The sequence below is a fragment of the Fusibacter tunisiensis genome, from assembly GCF_016908355.1.
Classification (GTDB): Bacteria; Bacillota; Clostridia; order Peptostreptococcales; family Acidaminobacteraceae; genus Fusibacter_D; species Fusibacter_D tunisiensis.
This window is the reverse complement of record NZ_JAFBDT010000002.1, coordinates 157,779-175,778: the sequence shown is the minus strand read 5'-3', so window position 1 is coordinate 175,778 and position 18,000 is coordinate 157,779. Positions and strand designations below refer to the sequence as shown.

Below are 18,000 nucleotides of genomic sequence, written 5' to 3'. Positions count from 1 at the left end.
ATGAGCATTAATTTTGACAAACTGGAAATTAGAAATTACAAGCCACTTGGGGAAGTGGTGTTTGAGTATTTAAGAAATGCCATTTTAAGTGGTGAATTAAAACCTGGTGAACGGTTAATGGAAGTGACCATTGCGGATCAACTTGGTGTGAGTCGGACACCTGTGCGAGAGGCCATTCGAAAATTGGAAAAAGAGAGTTTTGTAATAATGGTGCCTCGAAAAGGGGCTTACGTGGCAGATCTAACTAAAAACGATATCATGGAAGTTTTAGAAATCCGAAAAGAGCTAGAGGGTTTTGCCGCTTCATTATCCGCTGTACGTATGAAAGATTCAGAAAAAGAAGCCATGGGAAAAGTTGTTGAAGACTTTAACATTTCACTCATTAGCAACGATAAAAAAGCAATGATAGAAAGTGATAACGAGTTCCATTCCCTAATCTTTAAGGGGACAAAAAATCAAAGACTGATTGATATCATATATGATTTACATGATCAGTTCCAAAGGTTTAGACTCATATATTTTAATGAATTTACCAATTACAAAGAAATTCAACAGTCACATGGCAGAATTTTTGAAGCCATTATGAATGGAGATGCTAAAACGGCGAAAGTTGAAGCTGAAAACCACATTGAAAACATTCGGGAGCTGGTGAATCAATGGATGCACGATTGAAAATAAAAGTAACTTCTAAAATTACAGATGCCCAAGGTGCCACAGCGGAAATGGTGATTTTTTCTGACGCCACTTATAAAGCCATAGGTGACAAAAGGTACTTGATGTATGAGGAAACCGAAGGCAGTGGGCTCGAGGGTACAAAAACACTCTTGTCCTATGAGAGTGGTCTGGTTAGAATTAAACGGTATGGTGACGTTAACAGCGATCTTGTTATTCAACTGGACGCGACACATGAAAACTTTTACCGGACCCCCTATGGTATTTTTGAAATGCAAACAAGTGGGAAATCTGTTCATTGGGATGACAACGGCCGTTTAGAAATTTTAATGGACTATCAGTTGTGTCTAACAAGTGATGGCACGTGTTCACATGTATTCATTGAGATTGAGGAGCTATAAAAATGAAGCAAAAAAAAGGGATACTGATTAAATTGATTCTGGCAGCAATTTTCACAAGTTTGCTACCCACATATCTGTACCACCTGATTCAGAGGGAAAATCTGTATACCCTTTACATTATTATTTCGCTCTATACTTTTTTTATAATTGCCACTTGCTATCAATTAATGACCCATGAACATGACAAAAGAGAAAAAGAACTGAAGGCTCTTGTTCATAAAGAAGACTTAATAAACAACGAATTGATTCTCATCAATACAGAAGAAAAACTCAAAAGTGTTTTGTCCCTTGAAATTGAACGCATTTTGCATTCGGGTGGTAAAGCTGCTTTGCTCTGTTTTGATATAAATGATCTGGGACGGTATAACAAAAATTATGGGTTTGATGTCGGAGACCAGATTATTATTGAATTGATTTTATGCACGAAGAGCATGCTTGATGACCAATTTAAATTGGCCCGAATTAAAGGCGATACTTTTGCAGTGGTTTTTCCGGATTATGATGGAAACCAGACCTTTGAATTTGCAAAAAAATTGAGAGATAAAATCGATGCCATTCAGTTTGATGTTAAAGAGGGCATCAGTTGTAGATTTGCAGTTATTGAAATTGACCGATGGATGACCGAAGACAAATTGCTTAAATTGGCTTATGAAAAATTAACCTTGGCTAAGGATTATGGTAAATGGGCTATTTTATAACCGCCGAAAAATCAGCACAAGCCTAAAATTCGGCATCCTCGCTGACGGAGAGATAAAGGAGATTTTATGCACCCATTATTGACTCTTGAACACGTGAAATTCATGCTTGAATACATAAGTGATGGCGTCCAAATTGTGGATGCTGACGGGAATCTCGTCTACTGCAATCACAATTCTGCAGTCCTAGATGACATCAATATCTCAGAATCCATTGGCAAGCACATCACGGAGATTTATCCATCTCTTAAAGAAGAAGAGAGCACCCTTCTTAAAGTCCTAATCACAAAAAACCCCATTTTCAATAAAGAGCAAACATACAGAACCTATAAGGGGAAAATAATTGCGACCGTTAACCACACACTCCCAATTATCAACAAGGGGCAAATTGAAGGTGCAATTGAGATCTCAAGAAATGTCACCCCCTACAAAGAGCTCTCTGAACGCTATCTAGACCTTCAATCAAAAGTCAACGCGCCCAGTGTTTCTTCTGGGAAAAGGCGGGCTATGCCCGCAATCTATACTTTCGAAGACATCAAGACGATACATTCTGAATTTAACCGAATTAAATCTGTCGCCATGAAAGCTGCACCAACGGAAATTCCAGTTTTAATTTACGGCGAAACTGGAACCGGAAAAGAATTGCTTACACAGGCAATACATAACAGCAGCAAACGGAAACACAACCCTTTTATTGCCCAAAACTGTGCTGCACTTCCAGCATCCCTTTTAGAGGGAATTCTATTTGGAACTGTAAAGGGTGGGTTTACAGGTGCTGTGGATCGACGTGGCCTTTTTGAACTGGCTGATACAGGGACCCTCTTTCTGGATGAAATCAATTCCATGCCTCAAGAGCTTCAGGCTAAACTCCTACGTGTCCTTCAAGATGGTCGAATCAGACGGGTTGGCGATACAAAAGAAACCCAAGTAGATGTTCGCATTATTGCTGCAACCAACGTCGATCCCAATATCGCCCTTGAAGACGGCATGATCAGACGGGACCTCTATTACCGGTTGAATACGGTTACCCTTTGGATTCCCAAGTTATCTGATCGTAAAGAGGACATTCCACTATTGACCCAATATTTTATCGATAAATACAATAACCAGCTCTATCGTAACTTTAAAGGTGTGACGGAAGCTGTTATGACACTCTTTCACAATTACAACTGGCCGGGCAATGTCCGTGAACTGGAACACGTCATAGAAGGTGCCGTCAATTTTGCAGAAGGCAATTCTATTGATTTGGACGACTTGCCCCCTAACTTAAGACGCCACTACGACACCCATTTCAAGACCTTCAAAACGCACACCTTACAACAGACGGAACTGTTGGAACAAGCTGATTTGAATACCATACTGAAAACTGCTGAAACAACTGCCATAGATGCAGCAATGGACGCAACAGGTGGCAACATTACACAAGCCGCAAAAATACTTGGCATCCCAAGACAGACCCTCCAGTATAAGTTGAAAGTGAATTATAGGGGGTAGGGGGTAGTTGGTTAGTTGGTTAGGGGTTAGGGGATAGTTGGTTGGGGGATAGTTGGTTAGGGGATAGTTGGTTAGGGGATAGGGGTTAGTAGCAGCGGAGCTGCTGCTGAGTACGGCTGATGCCGTGTCCAGTGCACCTTCGGTGCGTTAGGTGCGTTAGGTGCGTTAGGTGCGTTAGGTGCGGTTAAGTGCGTTGATTATGGCTAGGCCATGGTGAGTGCACCTTCGGTGCGTTATGTGCAACTGCGTTGGGTCGAGGGGCACATCTAATGCCGCGTTAAGTGCAATTGCGTTGCGTTGAGGGGCACCTTTAATGCTGTGGAAAAAGATACGAACACTTTGTGAAATTTAGGGGTTTAATCCTTAGCTTTCATAGGGTGTTTTTTTTATTAGGGGATAGTTGGTTAGTTGGTTAGGGGATAGGGGATAGGCAGCGGAGCTGCTGTTGAGTACGGCTGACGCCGTGTCCAGTGCACCTTCGGTGCGTTAAGTGCGTTAGGTGCGTTAGGTGCGGTTAAGTGCGTTGATTATGGCTACGCTATGGTGAGTGCACCTTCGGTGCGTTAAGTGCGTTAAGTTCAACTGCGTTGTGTCGAGATGCACATTCAAAATGGCGTTGGGTTGTAGTGCCGAATTTTCAGCATCTGTCTTGTTGTTTTTCTATTGAGTGCCCCAAGATGTTGTGGTTTGGCCTGTTAAATTATTGGCATAGAATTTGCGTATATAAGATAATGTGAGAAAAATTAATCCATTTTGGGGAGGCAAGCACATGAAAAAAGGATGTAAGTTCGGAACGCATCGCGTCATTGAGCCGAAGGGTATTTTACCTCAGCCGGCAAAAGTTATTTCAAATGACATGGCGATTTATGACAATGAGATTTTAATTGACGTTAAAACACTGAATATTGACTCGGCATCGTTTACGCAGATTAAAGAAGAAGCAGGTGGCGATGAAGCTAAGATCAAGGAAATTATGATGGGCATCGTTAAGGATGCTGGCAAGCACAAAAATCCTGTTACGGGTTCAGGCGGCATGTTGATTGGAACCGTAGCACAAATTGGGCCAGCACTGGAAGGGACAACGGATCTTAAAGTAGGCGATAAAATTGCAACGCTAGTATCCCTTTCATTGACACCACTTGTAATTGATGAAATTCTTGAAATTCGTATGAACATTGATCAGGTGGATATTAAGGGCAAGGCGATTTTGTTTGAAAGTGGTATTTATGCCAAATTGCCAGATGATATCCCTGAAAATCTTGCATTATCTGTTTTGGACGTTGCAGGTGCACCAGCTCAAACAGCTAAACTGGTTAAGCCGGGTCAAACGGTATTGGTAATTGGTGGCGCTGGTAAGTCCGGTATGCTTTGCTTGTATGAAGCTAAAAAGCGGGCTGGTGTAACAGGACAAGTTATTTGCCTTCAGCATAGTGATAAGGCGAAAGATCGTGTTATGGATGCGGGTCTTGCAGATGATTTTATTGTGGCAGATGCAACAGATGCGGTGGATGTTCTTCGCAAAGTTGAAGAAGTGACCGGTGGCAACATGTGCGACCTGGTGATTAACTGTGTTAACATACCAAATACGGAAATGGCTTCAATTCTTGCAACGAAAGACGATGGTACTGTTTATTTCTTCAGCATGGCAACAAGCTTTACAAAAGCAGCACTTGGGGCTGAAGGCGTTGGTAAAGATGTGACCATGATTGTTGGGAATGGCTATACTAAAGGACATGCTGAAATTACACTTCAAATTATGAGAGAAAGTCAAACACTGCGTGACATTTACGAATCACTCTACGCGTAGGACACTTTAAATCTGAAAGGAGTTTCAAATGAGACATTATACTGAAATCGAAATGTGGAAAGACGTTTCACAAGAACAATGGGATTCATGGACTTGGCAGGTACAGAACCGTATCACAACTGTTGAAAGACTGAAAGAAGTCATTAATTTGACAGAAAAAGAAGAAGAAGGCATCAAAAAATCACTTGAGATTTTGAGAATGGGCATTACACCTTATTATGCCCTTTTGATGGACAAAGATGATCCAAAGTGCCCAGTGAGAATGCAAGCTGTGCCAACAATTCTTGAAACGCATATTAGCAGTGCTGATATGGATGACCCTTTGCATGAAGATGGGGATTCACCTGTTCCAGGGATTACACATAGATATCCTGACCGTGTTCTTTTCTTGATTACAGATATGTGTTCTATGTATTGCCGTCACTGTACAAGAAGAAGATTTGCAGGCCATAATGATGCCGGTGTACCAAGAGAAAAAATTGATGCGGCGATTGAATACATTCGCAAGACACCAGTTGTAAGAGATGTATTGCTTTCAGGCGGAGACGCACTTCTTGTTTCAGATGAACTTTTAGAGTACATCATTAGCAAACTAAGAGAAATCCCACACGTGGAAATTATTAGAATTGGATCTAGAACACCAGTTGTATTGCCACAGCGGATTACACCTGAACTTGTGAACATGCTTAAGAAATACCATCCAGTTTGGCTCAATACACATTTTAACCATTCGAAGGAAGTTACACCAGAAACTAAAAAGGCCTGTGCGCTTTTAGCAGACGCTGGTGTACCACTTGGTAACCAATCGGTTCTTTTAAAAGGCATCAATGACAGCGTTCATATTATGAGAGACTTGGTTCATGAACTGGTTATGATGCGTGTTAGACCTTATTATATCTATCAATGTGACCTTTCTACAGGTATTGAGCACTTTAGAACACCTGTTTCAAAAGGCATTGAAATTATTGAAGGTTTGAGAGGCCATACTTCAGGCTACTGTGTACCAACCTTTGTTGTAGATGCACCAGGTGGTGGCGGTAAAATTCCAGTAATGCCACAATACATGATTTCACAATCTCCTGAAAAAGTTATTTTGAGAAATTATGAAGGCGTTATTACAACTTATACCCAGCCAGCTTCATATGATTTTGAAACTGAAGGTGCTGTGGAAACGGAAGCACAGAAAGATCATAAAATTTTTGGTGTTGGTGGCCTTTTACAAGGAAATCGCGTCAATATAGAACTTAAGGAACTTGAAAGAACATTGCGTTCACATAAAGACGAAGAATAAGAAAACGATTTGTATAAGGAATGATTCACAGACTTGGAGGACTAAATGGGGCTTTATCAATTGTTTGAAAACACATATAAGATTATTTCAATTGTTGGTATGGCCAAAAATGCCGGGAAAACAGTTACATTGAATGCTTTGATTGAATCTTTGGATCAAAATGGGGCATCCGTTGGACTGACGTCCATTGGGAGGGACGGTGAGCGGCAAGACATTGTTACAAAAACCGATAAGCCGATGATTTATGTAAAAAAGGGCACACTCATTGCAACAGCAGAACTTCTATTTGGACTTTCTGAAGTTAAAATGGCAGTGGTGGAGGTTACAGATCATCAAACCGCTATGGGACGTGTGATTATTGGTCGTACGCTTGCAGATGGTTATGTGCAGATTGGTGGTCCTTCAAGTAACTCGGCGGTTAATGCAGTTGCAGAACGTATGCTTGGCCATGGGGCAGACTACGTTCTTGTGGATGGTGCGCTGGACCGTGCGTCATCTGCGTCGCCGCTTATTACAGAAGCATGTGTCCTTGCAACAGGTGCAGTACTTAGTAGGGACATGACGAAAGCAATTTCTAAAACAGTTCACAAGGCCTCTTTGTTTAATTTGCCGGAGGCAAGTGAAGCCAGCGTGCTTGAGTATTGGGGCTTGGCAGAGGAATCGAGACAAGTTATTTCTATAGACTCAGAAAACCAAGCAAGGGCACTTGGCACAAGCAAAACGGCTTTAAGTGCTGGCAGAAACATTGGGGAGTGGGTAGATGAACAGACGAAAATTTTATTGTTTCCAGGGGCATTGACGACCAAGACCCTTATGGAAATTGTACATGGCACCCAGCATTATAAATCCATTCAATTTGTTGTGGCAGATGCAACAAAACTGTTTATTGAACACAAGGACTGGCAATATTTTAAACGGATTGGCGTAGACATTCGCGTTAGATACGGCATTAAACTTTTGGCCATTACCGTTAATCCTTACGCCCCTCAAGGGTATTTCTATGATGGCGCTTTGTTCAAGCAATCCCTAAATGAGCGCCTACCTGAAATTCCGATTGTGGATGTTATGGAAGGAGACGGGCTATGAATTCGGATTTCATAAGCAGAAAAAATTTTTCGGACTTGGACTTGGAATTTGTATTTGATCGGCTTCAAGTGGTAACCCCCTATGGTGAGACCGCTAAAAAGAACATTCAGGCATTTTTGCCGGATGAACTTCAGGCGCTGAAACATGAACTGGATCTTACAGAGCGGGTTATGGAACGTTTAGAGACAAAACGCCATGAAATTTTAGAACTCAAATCTCTTTTTAAAGAAATTAAACAGTTGGGACGTACATTTGACCGGATTGAGGCAGGTGAGACGTTATCTGTGACAGAGCTCTTTGAAATTAAGCACTTGTCCCTTTATATGGAAAAGATTCGGGCGCTTTTAGTCCGCGTCCAGTGGGAAAAAACGGTTGGCGATTATATGCTCGCACCCATTACTGAAGTCGTAGCCCTTTTGGACCCAGAAAAAACAGGTGTCTCGACTTTTTATGTCTATAATTCCTACTCCAAACGTTTGTCTGAAATTAGGCAAACTTTGCTGGAAACAGAACTTGCGATTAAAAAACAATCTACTGAGATTGCAAAAGAATTGGAAGGTGAGGGGTTTAAAGTCAGTACAAATGGGGAAGTGAAAATTAGGCAAATGGATGCCCAGCGAATCCAAGAAGCGAAACAGCATCCGCTTTTAAGCTATCGCATGGACATTCCACTTTATAGCATTTTCCGTGTACGGCCTGACGAAGGGTTACAAAAGCGTTATGATCAGCTGCTCATTGATCAGGAAAATGAAGAATATGTGGTGCGAACACAGCTTACAGAAAAGTTATTGGACCATATTTTACAGCTCCGGACCAATGTCAACTGTATTGGTAACATTGATTTAAGTATTGCAAAAGCCCAATTTTCAGTGGCCTTTAAGTGTACGAGACCTGTGTTTTTAGAGGCTGTCCATGAGGCTGGACAGTGTATTGAGATTCAAGGCGGTCGGCATTTAAAGGTTGCTTACGGATTGGAGCGTGAGGGTAAGGCGTTTACCCCCCTTGACATACGGATTCACAACTCTGTGACCCTTATTACCGGGGCCAATATGGGGGGGAAAACAGTGTCTCTACGCATGATTGGACAACTTGTGGCACTGGCCCATATGGGATTCCACGTCCCTTGTAAAGCGATTTTGCTTTATCCCATGTCGTATTTGTTTATTTCAGTAGGCGATTCCCAGTCCATTGATATGGGCCTTAGTACGTTTGGCGCAGAGATTGTTGACATTGGCAGGGTGATTTCAAGGAAAGATGAGACAGGGCTTGTTTTAATTGATGAACTGGCACGTGGCACCAACCCGAAAGAGGGGTTTGCCATATCAAAAGCCCTTATTGAGCATATGAATACAGGTGTTGCACAGACGGTAATAACGACCCATTATGATGGGCTGACACAAACGAAAGGGGTTTCCCATTATCAAGTTAATGGCCTTTCAAGTGTGGATTTTGAAACCATTCGCAAAGAAATTAAGGCAAAAGGCATGGGGCTTTTGCATGAACATATGGATTACCGTTTGACGGAAGTTAGCGGCGATACGGAAATTCCCAAAGAAGCGCTTCGGATTTCGGAGATGATGGGGCTGGATTTGGGCATTATCCATAGAGCCAAGGAAATTTTAGGAGGATCAAATGACGAGTAAACTGAATTTGGATTTCAACGTTGTGGAAAAGGCAAGACAATCGGCACGTGTCATTGCTGAAGACACTCAGAAATTCATCGAGCGTCACACCACGGTTACAGTTGAACGCACCATTGTGAGACTGCTTGGTGTGGATGGCATTGACGAGATTGAGAGACCGCTTCCCAATGTTGTTGTGGACAATATTAAAAAAGGTGGCGGCCTTGCGGAAGGTGCAGCTTTTTGGATGGGAAATGCCATGGTGGCAACAGGTAAGTCAGCCCAAGAAATTGCAGAGGCGATTTCTAGAAACGAACTTGACTTAACCACTTTGGAAATTCAAGACGAAGCCAAGATTAAAGCGATTATTGAAACGGAAGCTGGAAAAATGGTAGACCAGATTCGGAGCAATAGGGCTCAGCGCGACACCTATTTGGAAACACTGGGAGAAGGACCGAAACCTTATCTTTATGTTATTGTAGCAACTGGTAATATTTACGAAGATGTGCTTCAGGCACAGGCAGCAGCACGTCAAGGTGCTGATATTATTGCGGTGATTCGGACAACTGCACAAAGTCTTTTGGATTATGTGCCTTATGGACCAACCACAGAAGGTTTTGGCGGTACTTACGCAACTCAGGAAAACTTTAGAATCATGCGTAAGGCCCTAGATGAAGTGGGTGAGGAAGTTGGCCGTTACATTAGACTTTGTAATTACGCATCTGGACTGTGTATGCCTGAAATAGCTGCAATGGGCGCACTTGAGCGTCTTGATGTAATGCTGAACGACGCCCTTTATGGCATTTTGTTCAGAGACATCAACATGCAGCGGACACTGATTGATCAATTCTTCTCGCGTGTTATCAACGGATTTGCAGGCATTATCATCAATACTGGTGAGGACAACTACTTAACAACTTCAGATGCCATTGAAGAAGCCCACACGGTTTTGGCGTCTCAACTGATTAACGAACAGTTTGCTTTATTGGCAGGCTTACCAGAGTCTCAAATGGGTCTTGGTCACGCTTTTGAGATGGATCCAAATACGGAAGATGGTTTCCTTATGGAGTTGGCACAGGCCCAAATGGCACGTGAAATTTTCCCAAATGCGCCCCTAAAATATATGCCGCCGACTAAGTTCAAAACAGGCGATATTTTTAAAGGTCATGTTCAGGATACCCTTTTCAATTCTGTGGCGATTATGACGGGCCAAGGTCTTCAACTTTTGGGCATGCTTACTGAAGCAATCCACACCCCACTTTTACAAGACCGTGCGCTTTCTATTGAAAATGCAAAATACGTGTTTAATAATATGAGACATCTTGGTGATGAGATTGAGTTTAAGCAAGATGGCATCATTCAAAAACGTGCGCAAGGTGTTCTTAAAGAAGCTGCCGACATGCTTGAAGAGATTGAAAACACTGGCATTATGGCAACAATTGAACAAGGTAAATTTGCAGGCGTCACACGTAAACTGGATGGCGGTAAAGGCCTAGATGGCGTCACTCAAATTGGGGATAAGTACTTTAACCCATTTATTCCAATGATGCTAGGAGGTGGGCGCTAATGTCAGTGAATAATGGATTGGATTTAACTAAAATTAAGCCTTATGGCGATACCATGAACGATGGTATGATGCAGTTTTCATTTACACTTCCTGTGCCGTGTTGTGATGAGAGCAAAGAAGCCGCACGCCAATTGCTTCTTAAGATGGGCATAGAAGAGCCACAAGTTGTGGATGCAAAAGATTTAGGCGTTGGCTATACCATGTTTACCATGTATGGCAAATCATCTCATACGGTGGATTATTCTGCTATAGAGGTGCCAAAGGTGGATACAGATGTTATGGACAAGTATGAAATTGAAGCGTATCTTGCTGAAAATTTTGACCGTGACATTGTTATTGTTGGTGCTTGTACTGGAACCGATGCCCATACAGTTGGGATTGATGCGATTATGAACATGAAGGGTTTTGATGGCCATTATGGTCTTGAGCGTTACAAGGGCATTAAGGCTTATAATTTAGGGGCTCAAGTACCAAATGAGGAACTTGTGGCAAAAGCGATTGAGCTAAATGCGGATGCCATTATTATTTCACAAATTGTAACCCAAAAGGACGTTCATATTCCAAATATGACAGAACTCATTGAACTTTTGGAATCTGAAGGCATTCGCGACAAAGTAATCGTTTGTGCAGGTGGCCCGAGAATCTCCTATGAACTTGCAAAAGAACTAGGCTTCGATGCGGGATTTGGAACAGGAACCTTTGCTGAACATGTCGCTTCGTTTATCGTTCAAAGACTGGGTACCGCTTTTAGTGGCTCCGAAGGGGACAGTTAGACAAACAATTCTGACAATTACACCCCTTAATATAGCTACATTCTAGCAATTTGGAAAACAAATTGTGTCCCGCACAAAAACACAAGTGGTTTTTTCACATAAAAAAGATCTGCGATATTCTCGCAGATCTTTTTTTTATCGGCCACTAAAAGCGGCGTTTTCTACCAAACTTAATCAAAGCACCCAGTGATGAAATTGCCGCGCCCATTCCGTAGAACAGACTTGCTGGAAGTTCACCAGTCTGAGGCAAACCGTCACCCAGTGGAATCGCTTCGTCAATGATAATCTCTTCATCAACTTCAGGTTCCGCTTCGGTTACTGGCTCAGTTTCAGGTTCTGAAACAGGCTCTGTTTCGGGCTCAGTTGCTGGTTCTGTTGGCACAACAGGCGGTCCAAGTGGAACCGGTTCTGTTTCAACAATTTCACCATCTGAATACACATAAACCACATCAATATTGCCATCAATAAAAGAACCAGATGCATTTGATGGTGTTTCAATTAAATCATAGCCACTTACCGAAACCGGTGAAGTAATGTAGTTGCTGCCAATATCCCCACTAAAAGAGAAAGAGGAGGCCACTTCATTGCCTTCAGGATCTTCATAGTATACGGTTACAGTCCCATCCGGTAAATCAATAGGTGGGCTTGTAGGTGGTTCAGTAGGTGGGTTGGTAGGTGGATTGGTTGGTGGATTGGTCGGTGGTGATGTTGGTTCTGTAGGCTCTGTAGGTTCAGTAGGTTCTGGAATGTTGTCTACATAAACCACAGTTTGTTCGCCTTCATCAACTTCAACTTTTACACTCTGACCTTGAACAATAATTTCAACAAGAGCTGAAGTGGTAAAAATAGCATCATAGCCACTTGGTACAACTTCTGAAAGTGTATAGAAACCAGGCATTAAGTCACCAAATTCAGCAATTAAGCCGTCAGTTTCTTCTGAAAGACTCATTTCGCCACCAGAAAGATTGAAAGTCACTTCAGGTCCATTCACTTCATTTTGACTGTAGGACTTAATCACCTTAATGCTTCCCAGTTGTGATGGAATTTCAGAGAAAGTTGCAACGACAGTTTTATCAGAATCCATAGTCACAGAACTTGAATTGCTTGAATCTGTAATAGCGCCTGTCCAACCATCGAATTGGTAACCAGTGGCAGGTGTTGCAGTTAATGGTACCACAGTACCATCTATATAGTCATGATCACCTTCGGTAGGAGAAATAGTACCAGACCCAACAACTTGAACGGTTAATGTGTAGTATTTTGATTCAGGAATAGGCTTATTGTCCACATTAACTAAAGTTTGTTCGCCCTCTTCAACAGTAATGGTTACACTTGAAGGATTATCTTCAATTGGTGCAACCAGACTAGAAGATTCAAAATGAGGGGTATAACCATTTGGAACAACCTCTGACAGTGTATAGGTACCAGGCATTAAGTCGCCAAATTCAGCAATTAAGCCGTCAGTTTCTTCTGAAAGACTCATTTCGCCACCAGAAAGATTGAAAGTCACTTCAGGTCCATTCACTTCATTTTGACTGTAGGACTTAATCACCTTAATGCTTCCCAGTTGTGATGGAATTTCAGAGAAAGTTGCAACGACAGTTTTATCAGAATCCATAGTCACAGAACTTGAATTGCTTGAATCTGTAATAGCGCCTGTCCAACCGTCGAATTGGTAACCAGTGGCAGGTGTTGCAGTTAATGGAACCACAGTACCATCTACATAGTCATGATCGCCTTCAGTAGGAGAAACAGTACCAGACCCAACAACTTGAACGGTTAATGTGTACATAGGAATAACTTTAACGTCTACAGTTGTTAAATCACTTTTGTAAACACCAGCCAATGGACCGGACCCAGTCAGTGTCAAAACAGTCTTGTAGGTAAATGTTACATTGCCAGCCACGCTGTGGTTGAATAAAAATGACCCATCTGGATTTAAAGTGAAGCCAGGATAAGGGGCATCCACCAACTCATAGGTAAGTGTTTGTGTATAACCGGCATCCATAATTAAAGTGTTCACATCATTTGTTGCAACAGTTTCGGATAAATCTTCATCTACAAGCACTTCGAAAGCATCATCCACTGCGTATGGCCTTACAGGCACATGTGGCATTGGGAAAGGAAGTGTGCTTGTACCAGAACCGCCAAGTGGGGTGTAAACAAGGGTTGCGGATTCATTGGTGTCTAAAACGCCATAGTAATTTGGTTTTGCAGTGAGTGTGTAGGTTAACACTTCGTTGATATCATTAATTATTCCTTTGTTCCATGTAATGGTCCTTGTCCCGGCATCATACACAACAAGTGGTGCAGTGACGGAAACGCCGTTGACTTCAAAGGAAGTTACATCAAGATCAAATTCAGGAGGCACCACATCTGTCACAACAGCCCCGCTGCCAACATCTGCAATTATTACACGAATGCTTTGGTAAATGTTACTGAGTGTACTTGAATCCGAAGTCTCAAAATAAGCTTCTTGATATTTGTTTGACCCAGAAGGATTTAGAGTAGCTCGGGCTTGAGTTTTAGCAGTGCTATTTAAGCCTTCAAGCAAACCAATGGTAAAAATTTTAATGCCTTTTGATTTTAAACCCAGTCCAACAGTAATGGTTTTATCATTTCCAGTTGATGTATAACTGCTTCCTGAACCACCAAAGGCCAAATAGGTATGATCTGGATTATAATCTTCCCAGTTCCATGAACCAGACAATTTGTTGTACTGAATTTTTAACTTATTTGAGCCATCTGCAACGATTCTATAGAGATTGGTATCTTGCGAAGTTTTGTTCAGATAATATGTTGGTACCCCATCTGACATAAAGACAATGGCCTGTGTTCTACCTGAATTTGAAAATTCATCAAGCATCTCTCTTGCTAGCATCTCTCCTGCTAGCAGCATGCCTGCATGGGTATTGGTTCCGCCGGAAGAATTACCTGAACTGCCAACGGACAAAGTGTTAACGGCGCTTACGGCAGTTCCTTGTGTGCTGGTAAAACCAGTTTCTACACGGGCATGGCCCCCATAGGACACAACAGAAACGCGGTTCTGGGTATAGCCTACCGGCAAGACCATTTTCACAAAATCACTTGCGGCTTTTTTCATGTCGGAGAATTTCTTGCCACTCATACTGGCGGATGTATCGAGAACAACCACCACATCCATTGGTGTGTCCTGAGGATTGCCATCCACTTCAAGGGCCACTTCATAAGTCCTATCATCTAAGCTTATGGTACTTGCTGTTTTATCCACAGAAACAAGTTGTGGCGCTAATATTGCATAGGTTGGTATTAAACCAATCAGTAAGAGTGTAGATAACATCAAAGATAGAAGTTTCTTTGTTTTCTTTTTCATTTTTTATCACTCCTTTTGCCAAAATAGTTGATTAGGCAGTCGGACGATCATAGTAACTTTTACTTTAGACTCCTGACTTTGCGTCCCAGATTTTCATCTGGTTTGCCAAGATACGAGCCACTTTACCTCCTTTCAATTAACCAGTGGCGCTTAAAAAATATGCACAGTATTTCCATCGCTATGCCAGCTTCGAGCGGCTTTATAGTGGTGTTGAGGTAGGGTTTGGTCGGTGGCGTCCTTAAGCAGCACAATCATTTCGATTGTACTTCTAAAATGAATCTTTTCACCTGTATCCAACCATTCAATAATCCCCTGCCACGTGTTGTTTTGTGTGCTGCGAATGGAAATTAAAAAATTTGTCCCTCCAAGAGGTCCTTTGTTTGTGGAATCGCTTGGTTTTTTTTTCATGACGACCCCCATTGAATTCAAAAACGATGATGTGTGTTTGTTGTCACACTTAATTGTACAGAAAAGATGTGACACTTCTGGTCACAATACGTGACACATAAGTGTCAGATGAGTGACATCTGGGTGACAGTTTGGCATAATGGAATTAAGCGTATAAATTGTTTGGCTTTGGGGTATGAGTTTGTTAGAATAAAAAAAGCCAGACACAAAATAAGGAGCCTAATATGTTAAAAAAACACAAATACACATACATAACACTGGGACTTGCCTATTTAATCATGGGCATTGCCTTTGCCGTTAGAGGGGTATACCCTTTTGGCGACCGGCAGATTATGATCATCGACAATTGGCATCAATATTACCCCTTCATGACCGTATTACAAGACAAACTTAAAAGTGGGGGGTCTCTTTTTTACAGCTGGGAAATAGGCATGGGAAGCAATTTCTGGTTTCTAATGGCCTATTATGCCATGAGTCCTCTCTACTTATTAAGCATATTGGTTCCCGCGAAATTTTTGCCTGAATTTATGGCCTTTGCAACCATGACTAAAATTGCACTGGCGGGGGCAATGTTTACCGTATACCTAAAAAAAGTTCATGACAAAGATGACATTAGCCTTGTGATTTTTGGCCTATTATACAGTTTTAGCGGTTATCTTATGGGCTACTATTGGAACGTTATGTGGTTGGACAGTGTGTACCTGCTCCCGATTCTAATGTTGGGCCTTTACAAATTAATCCATGAATCTAAGCCAATTCTTTACACCGTAACTTTGGGCGTGACACTTGTTGTCAATTTTTATATTGGCTATATGGTGGCCATATTTACGGCAATTTACTTTTTTAAAATTTATTTTGACAGTTACAAGTGGCGATTTAAACATTTTGCTAAAACCCTTTTGAAAGTGGGAATTTGGAGCCTTATAGGTGTTGGGCTTGCAGCCGTTGTCCTTTTACCAGCCTACAAGGGCCTCAATATGGCCTACGGAACTGCATCTGCCAATCCTCAGTCCTTTGAGACATATCATTCATTTTTGGACCTTTTCAACAACTTGTTTCTAGGCGTTAAACCCACCGTTCGATCCGGTCTACCAAATGTTTTCAGCGGGCTTATTGGGCTAATTTTAATCATAACCTACTTTGTTTCTCCCAATATCTCAGGGCGGTCTAAAATTACAACTGGCGGTGTACTTGCCCTGCTGGCGGTAAGTTTTAACATCAATTACTTGAATTTTTTCTGGCATGGGTTTCATTTTCCAAATGAAGTTCCGTATCGCTTCTCATTTGTGGTCACGTTTGTAATTCTGTCAGCAGTTTACGACCTTTTTATCAACCTTGAAAAAGAGAAAATTGCCCGTGTCGGTGGGGGGTTGATTGTTTATTTAATTCTTGCTGAAAAATTAATGGATGACAGCCAAGTCTTAACAGACCTTATCCTATATTTAAACATTGGCTTCATCCTTGGTTATGTGGCCTTATTTTACGTATGGCAATCGAACAAAATTCATAAAACAGCATTTTTGTCTGCCATTATAGTTGTCGTTATAGTGGAGGCCAGTATCGGGGCAAACATAGCTGTAGATGAGGCGGGGACAACAACGAAAACAAGTTATCCACCTGCACAGAGCCAAATAGAGGAAGCCCTTTTCAAGCTGAATACGCTGGATTCCGATTTTTACCGTATGGATCAAGTAAAGTGGTATTCCACCAATGATCCAGCCTTTTATAAATACAATGGGGTGTCGGGCTTTACCTCCACGATCAATGCCCATACAACTGAACTTGCGGAAACACTTGGCCTAGCAGCATCACCAAGAGCCAATCGTCTCTTGTATGCATCCAACACACCGATTCTCAACGCTTTTTACAATGTCCGCTATCTGATAGACCGTAACCAAACAGCAAATGTCCCAAATGATGGATTTTATCCATTACTGGAAGCAGGAACCACTGATGTATATGCTTCCACCTATCCTCTTGGACTGGCCTTTAGAGTTGACAGAGGCATTTTAAACTGGATCGGTACAACCAGTAACCCCTTCAAATCACAAGAAGAACTTTTGGAATTAGCCACAGGACTGACATTTGGTGGGCCAGGAGAGCCACAACTGTTTACCCCACTTACACCTGTAGCTGAAGTCTTCACAGGGGCTAAAAAAGCAGGTGAACATGTGCGTTATGTCAAATACGAACTGGAGGATAAAGAAGTCGAGGGCAGTGCCAAAACGACTTTTGTCGCACAAAAAAAAGGCCAGACCTATGTCTATCTGAACCCAAGTTGGAGCGACGATGCGACAATCACACTGGGTGATCAAACCATCACATACGATATGAAGCGGAGCCTAGTTGTAGATTTAGGTGTTCTTGAACCTGGAACCGAATTTTCAGTGACCTATGACCTCAACACCGGTTACAATACTTTTTATTATCTTGAAGTCATGCAATTCAATACTGAAGCGTTTGCCTCGGCCTACGACATACTCAAATCCAATATTATGGCGGTTGAAACCTATTCGGATACAAAAATTATAGGTAAAGTCACCTTTAAAGAACCTGGCATTCTTTATACGTCAATCCCATATGATGATGGCTGGACTATTACTGTAGATAACAAAAAAATCAAGCCAGTCAAATTACTCGATGGCTTCATCGGCCTTGAACTTGACACAGGTATCCATGATCTTGAATTCAAATACACTCCAGAAGGCTTTGTCCAAGGTGGAATTATAAGTTTACTTTCCTTGGTTGGACTTGTAATGGGCGTAAAGTTGCGGGGGACGGCGCTAAAGCGCGGTGAGTGTGCCTGACGGCACGGGGGAGTGTGCCTTTGGC

Annotated in this window: 13 protein-coding genes and 1 riboswitch; of the genes, 11 read left to right on the top strand and 2 right to left on the bottom strand. The window is 42.0% G+C overall.

What is annotated here, in order from left to right; translation table 11 throughout:
• From JOC49_RS02335 to kamE, 10 genes are all read left to right on the top strand, one after another.
• On the top strand, window positions 1-672 hold the full coding sequence (locus JOC49_RS02335) for a GntR family transcriptional regulator (protein WP_204661801.1): 672 nt from the start codon (window positions 1-3) through the stop codon (window positions 670-672).
• Entirely contained in the window at window positions 657-1,073 is a 417-nt protein-coding gene (locus tag JOC49_RS02330; RefSeq protein WP_204661799.1) for a YwiB family protein, read from the top strand. The genes JOC49_RS02335 and JOC49_RS02330 overlap by 16 nt, the downstream gene beginning before the upstream one ends.
• 2 nt (window positions 1,074-1,075) lie before the next feature.
• The gene (locus tag JOC49_RS02325) at window positions 1,076-1,771 is read left to right on the top strand and encodes a diguanylate cyclase domain-containing protein (protein ID WP_204661797.1); all 696 of its coding nucleotides are present in this window, start codon (window positions 1,076-1,078) and stop codon (window positions 1,769-1,771) included.
• Between the two features lie 66 nt (window positions 1,772-1,837).
• On the top strand, window positions 1,838-3,262 hold the full coding sequence (locus JOC49_RS02320) for a sigma-54 interaction domain-containing protein (protein ID WP_204661795.1): 1,425 nt from the start codon (window positions 1,838-1,840) through the stop codon (window positions 3,260-3,262).
• 769 nt (window positions 3,263-4,031) lie between these two features.
• Entirely contained in the window at window positions 4,032-5,069 is a 1,038-nt protein-coding gene (kdd, locus tag JOC49_RS02315; RefSeq protein WP_204661793.1) for an L-erythro-3,5-diaminohexanoate dehydrogenase, read from the top strand.
• A gap of 28 nt (window positions 5,070-5,097) precedes the next feature.
• A complete protein-coding gene (gene kamA, locus JOC49_RS02310) occupies window positions 5,098-6,360 on the top strand; it encodes a lysine 2,3-aminomutase (protein WP_204661791.1) in 1,263 nt (420 codons plus the stop codon).
• Window positions 6,361-6,405: 45 nt separating this feature from the next.
• Window positions 6,406-7,446 carry a lysine 5,6-aminomutase reactivase subunit KamB gene (kamB, locus tag JOC49_RS02305; protein WP_204661789.1) on the top strand — a complete coding sequence of 347 codons (1,041 nt, stop codon included), beginning with the start codon at window positions 6,406-6,408 and terminating at the stop codon, window positions 7,444-7,446.
• Window positions 7,443-9,089, top strand: a complete 1,647-nt coding sequence (gene kamC, locus JOC49_RS02300) for a lysine 5,6-aminomutase reactivase ATPase KamC (protein ID WP_204661787.1) — start codon at window positions 7,443-7,445, stop codon at window positions 9,087-9,089. Before kamB ends, kamC begins: the two co-directional genes overlap by 4 nt.
• Complete coding sequence (gene kamD, locus JOC49_RS02295) at window positions 9,079-10,635, top strand: lysine 5,6-aminomutase subunit alpha (protein ID WP_204661785.1); 1,557 nt, start codon at window positions 9,079-9,081, stop codon at window positions 10,633-10,635. The genes kamC and kamD overlap by 11 nt, the downstream gene beginning before the upstream one ends.
• Window positions 10,635-11,408 (top strand): lysine 5,6-aminomutase subunit beta, encoded by a 774-nt coding sequence (gene kamE / locus JOC49_RS02290; RefSeq protein WP_204661783.1) that lies wholly within the window; start codon window positions 10,635-10,637, stop codon window positions 11,406-11,408. The genes kamD and kamE overlap by 1 nt, the downstream gene beginning before the upstream one ends.
• Window positions 11,409-11,553: 145 nt before the next feature.
• Here kamE and JOC49_RS02285 read toward each other — a convergent pair whose 3' ends face one another.
• A complete protein-coding gene (locus JOC49_RS02285) occupies window positions 11,554-14,760 on the bottom strand; it encodes an InlB B-repeat-containing protein (RefSeq protein ID WP_204661781.1) in 3,207 nt (1,068 codons plus the stop codon).
• A gap of 31 nt (window positions 14,761-14,791) precedes the next feature.
• A riboswitch (cyclic di-GMP riboswitch) is annotated at window positions 14,792-14,877 on the bottom strand.
• A gap of 33 nt (window positions 14,878-14,910) precedes the next feature.
• Window positions 14,911-15,168, bottom strand: coding sequence for a hypothetical protein (locus JOC49_RS02280; RefSeq protein WP_204661779.1), 258 nt, complete (start codon window positions 15,166-15,168; stop codon window positions 14,911-14,913).
• 224 nt (window positions 15,169-15,392) lie between these two features.
• On the opposite strand from JOC49_RS02280, the gene JOC49_RS02275 reads away from it, so the two are divergent.
• Window positions 15,393-17,975, top strand: a complete 2,583-nt coding sequence (locus JOC49_RS02275) for a YfhO family protein (RefSeq protein WP_204661777.1) — start codon at window positions 15,393-15,395, stop codon at window positions 17,973-17,975.
• Window positions 17,976-18,000: the final 25 nt, after the last annotated feature.

Bases quoted from the DNA above. Each gene is read 5' to 3' on its own strand.
- JOC49_RS02335 (WP_204661801.1), top strand. From the start codon at position 1: ATGAGCATTAATTTTGACAAACTGGAAATTAGAAATTACAAGCCACTT.
- JOC49_RS02330 (WP_204661799.1), top strand. From the start codon at position 657: ATGGATGCACGATTGAAAATAAAAGTAACTTCTAAAATTACAGATGCC.
- JOC49_RS02325 (WP_204661797.1), top strand. From the start codon at position 1,076: ATGAAGCAAAAAAAAGGGATACTGATTAAATTGATTCTGGCAGCAATT.
- JOC49_RS02320 (WP_204661795.1), top strand. From the start codon at position 1,838: ATGCACCCATTATTGACTCTTGAACACGTGAAATTCATGCTTGAATAC.
- kdd (WP_204661793.1), top strand. From the start codon at position 4,032: ATGAAAAAAGGATGTAAGTTCGGAACGCATCGCGTCATTGAGCCGAAG.
- kamA (WP_204661791.1), top strand. From the start codon at position 5,098: ATGAGACATTATACTGAAATCGAAATGTGGAAAGACGTTTCACAAGAA.
- kamB (WP_204661789.1), top strand. From the start codon at position 6,406: ATGGGGCTTTATCAATTGTTTGAAAACACATATAAGATTATTTCAATT.
- kamC (WP_204661787.1), top strand. From the start codon at position 7,443: ATGAATTCGGATTTCATAAGCAGAAAAAATTTTTCGGACTTGGACTTG.
- kamD (WP_204661785.1), top strand. From the start codon at position 9,079: ATGACGAGTAAACTGAATTTGGATTTCAACGTTGTGGAAAAGGCAAGA.
- kamE (WP_204661783.1), top strand. From the start codon at position 10,635: ATGTCAGTGAATAATGGATTGGATTTAACTAAAATTAAGCCTTATGGC.
- JOC49_RS02285 (WP_204661781.1), bottom strand. From the start codon at position 14,760: ATGAAAAAGAAAACAAAGAAACTTCTATCTTTGATGTTATCTACACTC.
- JOC49_RS02280 (WP_204661779.1), bottom strand. From the start codon at position 15,168: ATGAAAAAAAAACCAAGCGATTCCACAAACAAAGGACCTCTTGGAGGG.
- JOC49_RS02275 (WP_204661777.1), top strand. From the start codon at position 15,393: ATGTTAAAAAAACACAAATACACATACATAACACTGGGACTTGCCTAT.